An 11881-nucleotide genomic window follows, 5' to 3' on the forward strand; every position below is an offset into this window, starting at 1 on the left:
CCTATGATAGTGATAAGGCTGACAAAGAGCTTAGAAAACAGCAGGTGGAACTGATCGCGCCACATCGTTCTAACAGAAAGGCCAAACCCACCCAGGACGGACGACCCTTGCGGCGCTATCGAAATCGCTGGAAAGTGGAGAGATTGTTTGCCTGGATTCACAATTATCGAAGATGTTATGTGCGTTACGAATATCATGATACCAACTTCCTGGCCTTTGTTCAAATAGCTTGCATTATGATCATTATGAAAAAATACTTTTGAGATGGCTTCTAATAAAACCACGGTTTCTCACGAAAATAAGTAAGTGGCGATTATCGTTTATAAAAGGAAAGATCAATGAAGGATTTGAGCAGGGAACCGGACGCTTAGCCGCAAGCGTTAAGCCTGGACGCGCATTGCCGGCTACGGTTGCCCGACGTTTCCTTTTTAATTAATGTGTATCTTTCGTATAAAATATTGTCAGGACCAGCTCAACAATCAAAATGCGCCGGCTTTTTGCAACCATACTTATTGTGATCCTTACCGCTCCCTGCATGGGGCAGGGCGGCTTTAAGGCCTTTATCAGCAGTGTGGATTCAATGAACCGCCACCATGCCCGCGAGAAGATCTTTATCCATTATGACCGGCCGCATTATAACCTGGGCGATACATTATGGGCAAGGGGCTATATTGCAGTTGCCTGGAACCATTCGCTCAACGATAGCAGCCGGCTGGTGTACCTGGAAATTATTGATCCCAAAGGAAAAATAGTGCATCGCAGCAGCGCTTCCTGTTTGTTGGGACAGTTTGATGCTTCGATATCGCTGAAAGAAGACATGTACACAGAGGGCACTTACCTGCTGCGGGCGTATACCCGATGGATGCTGAACTTTGGCGATAGCCTGTTTTACCAAAGTTATTTTAAGATCCTTGATTTTAAAAGTCCTAAATGGCAGACCACCATTAAAAAGCTCAGCATTACAGATACCCACCTGCAATTGCAGGCGCAGCTAAAACAACTTCATAGCTCCCTGCAGCCCATACAGCCGGTAGAAGCGATCATCCGTTCAAAACGGAAAAAAATAGCCACGCTTTCGGGCTTCAGCGATATAGAAGGGAATTTTGCTATTGATACCTTGTTCCCCAAAATATTGAATAAAAAAGAGCTCTCTTTGGAACTGCTGAAGGAAGGCCGTTCCCTGATCACCATACCGCTTACGATGACCTCTTTACAACCCGCCGACCTGCAATTCCTGCCAGAGGGCGGCAGCTTTATAGCCGGATGCCGCCAGCGGCTGGGGTTTAAAGCCACCGATCCCTATGGTAAGGGCATGGATGTAAAAGGCCTGATCAAAAACAGTAAGGGCGCAACAGTTACCGGATTTACCTCTGTCTACAAGGGAATGGGAAGTGTTATATTCACGCCCCAAACAGGAGAGCAGTATACCGCTGTGTTGGAAAACGGCTTGCAGTTTGAACTGCCGCAGGCGGGTACGGCCGGTCTCTGTCTTTCAGTGACAGAGCATACAGACAGCCTGCTGGTGCAGGTGCGGAGCACCGTAGCATATGGCGACCCCACTTTATACCTTGCGGCTGCTACAAGAGGGGTTGCTTATGTAAGAGGAAAAATCGAATTGAAAAAGGGGCTGTACAGATTGATGCTGGCAAAAAGCAATTTTCCTTCCGGCGTGGTGCGCTTTACTATTTATGATCCACAAATGCGGCCGCTGAATGAACGGGCCGCGTTTATCTGGCACAGCGACGATCTGAAGCTGGATATGGTTTCGGATAAGCCGGAATACATCACCCGGGACAGCGTCGGGCTATCCATCCGGATCAAGGGCTATGATCCGGCAGACAGTATCGCTTTTTTTTCATTGGCAGTCATCGACAGCAGCCAGGTGCCTTACAATGTATACCGGGAAAACATCGTTAGCTATATGCTGCTAAGCTCCGATCTGAAAGGTGAAGTGGAAGATCCGTATTACTATTTTAAAGACCCTGTGCCGGGCGCTATGGAAGCCCTGATGCTGACCCAGGGGTGGGTACAATACAGGTGGCAGCCTTCGTCTTTTAAATTCAGCCCTGAAAAAGAAGTCTCCGTAAGCGGCCGGGTCATTAATTTAGGGGATAAAGGATTGACAGGGATCAATCTTTTGTTGAAAGGGAAATCCGGAGTAGCGGGAGCGGATTTTGTAAAATATGCTACCACCGACCAGGAAGGCCGTTTTGTGTTCAACAACTTTCCACCATTGAAAGACAGTGCCGGGTTCGCCATAAAAGCATTTGAAAGAAAAGCCAACACGTTTATGAAAAGTATCGGCGCTATTAAGATCGACGAGCTGCCCGGTTACGAACAAATGGAGGACCGGCGTTATGTAAAAGAGAACCTGGCACTGGATACTGCTGTAAAAACCTATATTCAAAAACAGGTTCAGCTGAAACGGGGGAAAGAATACCTGGAGGAGGTGGTGGTCAAAGCAAAGGGGAAGATCCCCGGTTCGCATCTACTAAGACCGGCCGATTATGTGTTTACCGGTTTTGAAGACGATGAAACATTTAGCGAATTTTTTTTTGGGAAGGTCTTCCCCGGGTTGCGTGATAAAAACCCATCAGGGAATGGGTTAATGGTCGCCTTTTTCGCAGATGGGGTCTTTGCCGGTTTTGACTGGTGCAGGTTTAATGATCCGGCTTATGATTTACATTATTCGGCAAGCAAAAACAGTTTTCTTTTTTTCTACTCGATGAAAAACGACATCAAAGCGGTAGAAGCACTCACAGACCGTAAATCGGTAATGGTCTATCAAAACAAATACGACTGGCACGAACTGGTTGTTCCGGGCGCTACAAAAGATTGGGTCAATCTGCCCAACTTTAACAAGATGAAATACTATGTCGTTGAAGTAACCACCTATACCGGTAAAGGCCCCGGCATGTACCGGTCCAATCCATATAAGGGCGGAGAAGAATATTATTTTCCCTTAATTCCTGTAATAGCCAAAGAGTTTTACCAGCCCAGGTACAGCGTTCCCCTGAAAGAAGATGAACTGCCGCAGTTGCCGGCCACAGTGTACTGGAAGAACTACCTCATGCCGGACAACAAGGGTATATTGAAGGCCGGTTTTTATACTTCGGACAGCGACAAAAACTATCTGGTTGTTGTGCAGGGTATGAATGCGAATGGTAAATTGGCCTTTTTGCAACAGGTATTGCCGGTTAAGAAGCAATAGCTTATCGGACGCTGACGGCCAATCGCCGGCTGCCGATAACTAAAGGCTGAGCACTCAGATCTCGGTGCTTCATTCAAAAACTTCGCCTACATTTGCAGCAACTGGAAATAGCATGCTGACACGGACCGCAATTTTTGTTTTTATGCTCCTGCTTTGTTTCCCCGCCTGTAAAAACGACCGCCCCCCGCGGAAAACAGCGCGGGCATTTTACTACTGGAAAAGTGTTTTTGCACCCACAGCTTTTGAAAAGCGCCGGGCCGACAGCCTAGGCATTATGACACTGTACCTGAAACTCTTTGATGTGGTCTGGAATAAAACCACACGGGCTGCCGAGCCGGCAGCCAAATTGCTGGTGCGCGATACGGCCTGGCTGCTGCAAAAAAACATCGTGCCGGTAGTGTTCATTACCAATGAGTGCCTGTATGGGCAGGACAGCGCGCAAACCCAGCTTCTGGCAATGCGCATAGCCAGGCTTGCCAACAAGCTTGCCGCACAAAACGGGTTTGGGGAGTACCGGCAACTGCAGATCGACTGTGACTGGTCCGCAACAACACGGGAACGGTATTTTCAGCTGTTGCGCGCCATAAAAGCAATGAATGGGAACCGGGCGATCACCGCTACCATCCGTCTGCACCAGGTCAAGTATCAGGGATCTTCGGGCATACCGCCGGTAGACAGGGGCTTGCTGATGTGCTATAATATGGGCGATCTGCAACAGGAACATACCCGTAACTCCATTATCGATGCCGGGGAGTTTCAGCGCTATGTCCGGCGTCTTTCAACCTATCCGCTGCCATTGGATGCCGGTTTGCCGCTGTTCTCATGGACCGTAGTCTTTGACCAGGGAAGGTATGCCGGGCTGATCCGGAATATGCCGGCAATACCGGGCTCCAACGCGTTTGAGCCATCCGGTACCGGCTACCGGGCGCTGAAGGACACGCTGCTGGGTGGACGGCAGGTGAAGCGAGGGCAGGTGCTGCGGCCCGAGAACAGCGACTTTTCAACAGTGATGGCGGTGGGCAGGTCGTTATCGGGGAAGATCCGTAACCAGGAGCTGACCGTAGCGCTCTATCATCTGGATTCTTTAACTTTAAATAAATATTCGTTTTATGAATTGGAAGACATCTTTAGCAGCCTGCATTAGCGGTTTATTGCTGATGATCCCCAATAATATTTTTAGCTGTGCAGATGTTGACGACAGTTATAGTTCCTTTGTATCGTTCTTCAACCGGTATGCTTCGGAAACACCCGCCTATGCACCTTTTTATTTTTCCGACCTGCAATTTTTAAGGGATGACGAAGAGCGGCCTGCCACGGCAGCGGCCATTGTAAAGGAATGGAGTGCGTTTACCGGCGACCAGGTTTCGCCGGAAGATGCCCATGCCTTTGTGATGCGGTACGACCGGAAAGACCTGGCCGGGCTTTATGATCATATAGAGAAGGGCCAACCCCTGATGATCCCCGACTCGGTGAAAAGCAACGGGATGACCCGGTTCTTCCTGGAAAAGAAAAACCTGGAGGCCCTGGGCTACCTGATGTATGCCAAGCAGGTAGAGCCTTATGTTACCCGCGAATACAATAGCTGGGATGCAACACCCAGGGATAGCATCCGTATGAACGGGCTGCTGAAGAACGGATTGCAGTTATATAAAGCTGCCAAAGATCCGTGGTTCCGGTTAAAATACGGGTATCAGGTAGTGCGGCTGGCACATTATAATCATCGGTATGCGGATGCGATCCGGTATTATGATGAGCTGGTAAGCGGCAACCCGGCTCCGGGTGTGCTGCAATCGCTGAGCCTGGGATTAAAGGCCGGTGCACTTTATCAGCTTAACCGGAAACCGGAGGCAGCGTATATCTTTTCGCAGATTTTTAATGCAACCGATATAAAAAAGATCGCAAACTTTAACAGCTTTGCATGGGCTGTTCCGGAAGAGGCGCAATTCCGGAAAACCTATCTTTCACTTTGCAGGAACAATAGGGAAAAGGCGGGAATGCTGGCCCTGTACAGCCTGAATAATGATGCCCCCGATGTGGCTGTTTTATCGGAGATCCACCGGCTGCACCCGGGTATGGCCGTCATGCCCACGCTGGTGGTCCGGGAGGTCAATAAGATTGAGATGGGCTACCAGCCCACATTCAGAGGGCCGGCAGTAAAAAAGGGGATCCGCGTAGCTCCGGGTGCATTGTCCTCAAAAGAAACAGCGGAGCTGGCGTCTTTTGTAGCAACCCTGGAGGCCATTGCTGCAGACCGGAAGTACCAGGAAACTGCATTGTACCCCATAGCTGCGGCCTATATATCCTGTATGCTGAAGGATTATAAAAAGGCCAATGCATTGCTGGCAACCGCAAAGGAAATGAAGCGTTCCCGGCGGCTGGAAGACCAGTGGATGCTGACCCGCCTGCTGGTATCCATCAATGAAAGTCCCCGGATGGATGCGGCGGCAGAACAGAAAATATTACCGGCATTGCAGTGGCTATGGAAGAGGGCGAATGAGGAAAAGAAGCGCACGGAAAGCTACCCGGAACAAAATCAGTGGACCAGTTTTTTTAAGAATATAATGGTCGACGTAATGGCTGCCCGCTATACCGACCAGGGAAACCATAACCGGATGATCCTGGCCTATGGTGCTGCAGACAAAACAGGCTGGACCTATCCTTCGGCCATTAATTATGTACGGGATTCCTTCAGCGTCCGGCAGGCAGAAACCCTCTATGGTTTTCTTACCGGGAAAGGATTTACGCCTTTTGAGTCATTCCTGTTGCAGGTCAATACCCTCGACCGGAAGGGTGTGGCGGATTATATAGGTACCGCCTACCTGCGGGCATATGACTATGATAAAGCCATCAGCTGGTTCGGCAAAGAAGAGCAGAAGTCCATCGAAAAAGATCCGTTTAAAGAACTGCTGTTTGACCGGGAAGAACGGTTGCCCGGAGACGCGGTAACCACCACGAAAGAGACGTATGCAAAAACCATGAAGGCCTTGCTGGCAAAACCCGGTGATCCCCGGGCCCTGTACCAGCTGGGGCTGGGCTATTACAATATTACATATTACGGGTATGCATGGGAACTGACCACTTATTACAGAAGCGGCTCCGATGGGTATATGCTTCCACCGCGGGTCACTGCCTTTGAGAAAGATTATTATGGATGCTATAAAGCGAAAAGTTATTTTGAGAAAGCGCTGCGATCCGCAACAGATCCCGAATTGAAAGCAAAATGCCTGTTTATGATGGCAAAATGCCGGCAGAAGGAACTGCAAAAACCCCAGTATGCAGATGTGAACTATAACTATGATCTTTATGATCAAAAGATAAAAAAATATTACAGCGAATTCAAAGCAAATCCCTTTTTCTCGCAGTATCAAAAGGAATATTCCGGTACAGAATTTTACAACGAAACACTTACAAGGTGCTCCTATCTGCAGGATTTTGTAAATAAGAAATAAGCGGTTTTATCGGCGGGAGCCATAGAAGCGCTGAATTATTTTCAGCGTTTCCGGTGTGTGTTTTTGCCTGGCTTTTAAGACAGCTGTAGATTATAGAAGCATACAGTATTCAGTATTTCCGTGCCTCAGAGCATTATCTTTTATTTCTCCGTGGCCTCCATCCGGATATACGGTTCCAGCTTTTCAAACACATCTTTTGTTTGTGCCACCAGTGCCTGCAGTGCTTCTGAAGAAGTGAGGGGCGTTGCCCTTCGTTGTTTTACGATCAGGTAAGCCAGCTTGCTGCTGATATAGGGATGCGCGTTCAGTTCCTCGTATGAGGCAGTATTGATGTCTATCTTTTTTATACGGGGTTCATGAAGTAAAAGATAGGGCCTTATTTTTTGGAACGTAGAATCGGGCACCCCATAAGTTTCTCCAACCTGCCGGATGCTGTAAAAACCGCCCAGTTTCTCCCGGTAGTGCACGATCCTTGCAGCCAGCTTGCTGCCGATGCCATAAAGTGCTTTATAAGCGCTTGTATCAGCAGTATTGATGTCTATAGGCTGCTGTGCTTTGCGCGGATAAATTCGGACAGCAGACGCTGAAAAGGATGGCGCATGGCGGGGCTGCGCAGCAATAACGATGTAAGGACGCAGTCTTTCGAATGCTTCCTTGCGCAATCCGTAGATCTTCAGCAGGTCTTCTGTTTTGCGAAAACGTCCCCCTTTGTTTCTGTAGTTGATAATGGTCCGGATCGTACGTTTACGAAGCCCCAGCTGCCGCCATCCGTTTTCATCCAGTGTATTGGGATCAAAGTTGAAAAGAGTGGCTTTTATGGCAGGTGCTGATGGTGTATTAGGTCTGTTGTGCCGGTCATAAGTGATCTGTGCCTGGCCGGTTTCTGCCTGTTCATTAACGGAAGGCGGTTCTGTTGGATGAATGGTATCGATGGGTAAGGTGTTGTTTTTTTCATTCGATAGTCTGTCTTTTTTTGTTGTATCCACAAAGGGAAATACAGCAAAGAGCAGGATCGCGATCATCAATACGATCAGGCCCAGCAGCTCTTTTTTGGTGAACCTCAGGTATTCTTTCATAGATGAATTTTTTTAGCATTGGTTAGAGAAAAGGTGTTGGTTAAAAATAAAAAAAAATAAGTTCACAAAAAAAAAACCACTAAAATTTGGTTTATTGTCTTCCGGAAGGCTATCTTTACCATCAGCTATTGCATTGTAAACCTACTTTGAACTATTAAAAAACTACTAAATAATTTCTCAGCACTGTGATAGCTTGAAATGAAGAAGGCCCTTTAGTAAATGTTTTTCTTCATTATGGTTTTGTGAATGTGTCGCACCAAAGCGCTGTGTTTTTTGGATTGCTCAAAACCAGCTAACATGGGTACATAGGTCATAAGATTATTACAGCTGCATTCTGTTATCAGAATTACTGTAAAGATGTGTTGCATCGGGCATACGATATGTTGCTGATCGGCGGTATATAGCGTATGTTCCCTGATGAGCAACGGGTTTCTTTTGTTTTCAATGATGCCCGGGGCCGGTATGCCCCGGGATATAAAAAAATATATCTATTATGAGAACCAATCAACCTCTTGGAACTGTCCTTAAAAAGGCTACCCTATGCCTTTTGTTATTAAGTCTTTTTCTTGTTCACTCCCAAAATGCGCGTGCGCAGACTAATACTTACGTGCCATTGAAAGGGCCTGGTGGAGCGGGTTTTACTGTGGCCTCAAGTACGGTTCCTGTTTTTGGAACGGATGTATTTGATTCAAAAGATAATGCGATCAATTCGTCTGTAGACGATCCGGCAACCTGGAGTTATCTTGCTTCGTTGGGCGGTTCTGCCTGGATAGAAGTAAAGAAAAACAGCGGCTCATATGCGGCAGGGTCCTATGCAGGATTTGTTTTTTCCACCGGAGGATTACTGGAGGCGCTGAGCACCACCAAAATTGAAACGTTCATTACAGGATCAACCGGTCCCGAAGAAACTTACACCCCCGATAACAGCCTGCTTTCTGCATCCTTGCTGAGCAGTACGTCAGCAAAGGTTGGGTTTGTTACTAAAAAAGCATTTGACAGGGTCCGGATTACTTTTACCGTGCCTGTTGGTTTAGCGGGGTCCAGGAGTGTATATTATGCGGAAGTATTAACGCCGGAGCAACCTGCGGCGGCGCCGGTATGTAATGCAATTACAGCCGTGCAACAAACCGCTTACCCGGCAGTAGTATCATCCGGAACGGGCGGGCTTGCAACGGTAAATGCACTGCAAAGCGTCTTTAGCAATATAGAAAGTGTAGTTGATAAAACAAAACCAGGTCCGGCGACGATCAACGGAACAGTTTTGGTGGGCGTAGGCGACTCTGCTTATATTTCTGTCAGGGAAGCCGGTCTGGGCAACTTTCATCCTGCCGGTTATTTTGCCGGTTTTGAAATTGCAGATGGCGGTGGTAATCTTGCGCAGATAGGATTATTGAAAAATACAATTGTTGCAACCTATTTGGATGGGGCTTTTCAGGAATCTGTTTCTTCCGATAATTTATTGCTCTCTGCTCCTGTGCTTGCTGGCGGCGGAAAAACAACGGTAGGATTTATTACCACAAAGTCGTTTAATGAGATCCGGTTTATCCGGAAAAATATTGTGGGAATCAGTCTTCTGAGCTCGTTAAATGTGTACAATGCCGTGATAAAGCGGTTCTGTAATGGTCCAACACTTGCATGTAATACACTTACGCCCATATCTTCTGAGGAGCACCCGGTTTATATTGATGCCGGTAAGACCGGTACCGATGGAGTGGCTGATGTGAACCTATTATCGAACAAGGCAAATTATGATAAGATTATTGACGGCAACAATCAGACATTTACTACGATTGATTTTAGCCTGATCGGTCTTAACGCGCATAAAATAGCGGTTGCCAATGCGCTGGATACTTACGGAGCAGGAACCTATGTAGGCTTTGATATCCGGATGCGGACACTGGCAGATATCAATATTTTAAGCAACATACAGATCAATCTCTACAAAAGAGGGGTAACGGCACCTGTTCAAACCGCCACGGGTCTTTCCTTGCTGGCGGGTGTGAAGACTGATCTGCTGGCTGGCCAGGCCTATACACGCATGCCGATGGGGATGATAGCAAGAACAGATTTTGATGAAGTGCAGATCGTGATCTCGAAGCCTGTGAATATTTCCCTGTTGGGGAGCATGGATATCTTTGATTTTGTAATACAGAACAATTGCGAAAAAGTAATTACCTGTAGCAATACAACCACATTGATTACATCAGGAAGTCCCACCGGTTATGATGTGGTAATTGATGGTACGCATACCGGGTTTAACGGTTTGGTATCTGCTGCCGGATCGATTGAAAATCCATGGAATATCATCAATGGCGATGTGAATGATTTTGCCCGTATCAGCCTGGCTGCGGATGTTGCTGCTACCGGCTCTATTACTGTGGCCGCTGGCAAAACGGTGTTCCCCAAGGGTATTTTTGCGGGCTTCCTTGTTAAGGAGAATGTAGGCGGGCTGTCGCCGCTGGTATTGGCCAACCTGCTTAAACTGATGAAGGTTACCCTTTATTACAGGAACCCTGCAACAGGCGTACGCACCGAGGTGGGTGTTGGCGGCACCGGTCAGCTGATAGGACTTACAGCGGTATTGCCGCTGTTGGGCAATGATCATGGTACTAAACTGATAGGTTTCGTAAGTCCGGCGGCATTTAACGAAATTGAAATTTCCACTACCGGATTGGCTGAAGTGGGCTTGCCGCGCGCCTTGGATATTTATGGCTTTGCGATTGATACCCGGTATTCCAACGGTGAGGGTGGAGGTTTGAGCTGCCCGTTCTTCAAGACCAACCCGGATATCAATTATACAACGATCAATAAACCGGTAGAGGGCTCTGTGGCTACCAATGATATGGTACCTGGCGGAACAACCTACAGCAATCCTACGCCGGTGAACGGTGCTGATGGCCTGCCCAACCCTGCCGGAGCTACCCTCACCTTAGATCAGGATGCTCTCGGAGGCTACACATTTGTAACCCCAACGCCCGGAACCTACAGCTACAATATTACAGCTACCAGCGGAACCAACTCGGAAGTGCAGGACCTGACCATTATTGTTTCGGATCCCGGAACTACCACCAACCTGCCGGTTGCCAATACAGACATTGCGGTGACCAATGCAGGCGCACCGGTAACCGTAACAATCCTGGCAAACGATCATGCCGGCAACCAGGGCGGCACGCTAGGTACACCGGAAGTATTTAAACAGGGCTCCAATGGTACCGCCACAATGAATGGCAGCCAGCTGGTTTATACCCCGTCGGACGGATTTATGGGTAAAGATACCGTTGTGTATAAAGTTTGTGAAACCCCGGGTACCAACCTCTGCGCGTATGCTTATGTATTTGTTGAAGTAAAACCCGGACAGATCAATACCACCAGCGCTACGGATGATTTTAATATGACGAATGCCGGTACTGCGGTGAGCGGCAATGTAAAGGATAATGATATCGATGCAGAAGGAGATCCACAGACCGTAACGGCACAGGAAATAGTGAATGACCCTGTACTTGGTAATTTCGTACTGACCTCAGATGGCAGGTACACCTTTACCCCCAAGGCCAGTTTCTCCGGAACAGCACAGTTTAAATATGAGATTCATGATAACAAGGGCGCCAGTGCTACAGGAACTTTATATGTGTACACAAAAGGATCTGCAACGGATCTGACAGTGATCCTGGCGGCGGAACCCAACCAGGTAGAAGGGACAAAGGCCATTGATTTAAGAATTACCGTGTACACTACAAATGCTGAGCCCACCAATGGCAGCGACGTTTATGTACGGATTCCTAAATCTCCCAACTTTACGCTGAATACTTATGCGCCGGCGTTGACTGATCTGAACGGGCAACCGGTTCAGAATGCCGATTGGGAATTTGCAGGGATGGATGGAAATCAGCTGAATTATCTGTTCAAACTTGGAGGCACCAATCTGAAAAAAGTGATCAATGGTTCTTCTGCCTCAACCTTTGGCTGCACGGTTACATTTAACGGAGGAAGCAATGCCGGTGTGGAAAAGATCGGTGCGAACATTTTCGGAGGCTCCGGCGGTGACGGTACTTCCGCTAATAACAGCGATACGGAAACGATCAGGTACAATCCATGATTTTGATAAGTGCATGTCATAGCGTAAATCAATGTATAGAAAGGCAAAT

Annotated in this window: 6 protein-coding genes; 5 read left to right on the forward strand and 1 reads right to left on the reverse strand. The window is 47.8% G+C overall.

The genetic code is table 11. From position 1 onward, the window contains the following. The 4 genes from B160_RS0110055 to B160_RS0110070 all read left to right on the forward strand — a co-directional run. Positions 1–263, forward strand: a 263-nt coding sequence (locus tag B160_RS0110055; protein ID WP_018627784.1) for a transposase, incomplete at its 5' end; no start/stop codon positions are given. Positions 264–484: 221 nt separating this feature from the next. Further along, the gene (locus B160_RS0110060) at positions 485–3211 is read left to right on the forward strand and encodes a hypothetical protein (protein WP_018627785.1); all 2727 of its coding nucleotides are present in this window, start codon (positions 485–487) and stop codon (positions 3209–3211) included. Between the two features lie 142 nt (positions 3212–3353). After that, complete coding sequence (locus tag B160_RS28855; RefSeq protein ID WP_157557993.1) at positions 3354–4355, forward strand: hypothetical protein; 1002 nt, start codon at positions 3354–3356, stop codon at positions 4353–4355. Continuing rightward, a complete protein-coding gene (locus tag B160_RS0110070) occupies positions 4321–6660 on the forward strand; it encodes a hypothetical protein (RefSeq protein ID WP_018627787.1) in 2340 nt (779 codons plus the stop codon). The genes B160_RS28855 and B160_RS0110070 overlap by 35 nt, the downstream gene beginning before the upstream one ends. Before the next feature lie 140 nt (positions 6661–6800). On the opposite strand, the gene B160_RS30565 is transcribed toward B160_RS0110070, so the two are convergent. Further along, a complete protein-coding gene (locus tag B160_RS30565; protein ID WP_018627788.1) occupies positions 6801–7736 on the reverse strand; it encodes a ComEA family DNA-binding protein in 936 nt (311 codons plus the stop codon). A 493-nt stretch (positions 7737–8229) separates the two neighbouring features. Between B160_RS30565 and B160_RS0110080 the strand changes: the two genes are divergently transcribed. Next, the gene (locus tag B160_RS0110080; protein WP_157557994.1) at positions 8230–11832 is read left to right on the forward strand and encodes an Ig-like domain-containing protein; all 3603 of its coding nucleotides are present in this window, start codon (positions 8230–8232) and stop codon (positions 11830–11832) included. Positions 11833–11881: the final 49 nt, after the last annotated feature.

This window comes from Niabella aurantiaca DSM 17617 (genome assembly GCF_000374125.1).
Taxonomy (GTDB): domain Bacteria; phylum Bacteroidota; class Bacteroidia; order Chitinophagales; family Chitinophagaceae; genus Niabella; species Niabella aurantiaca.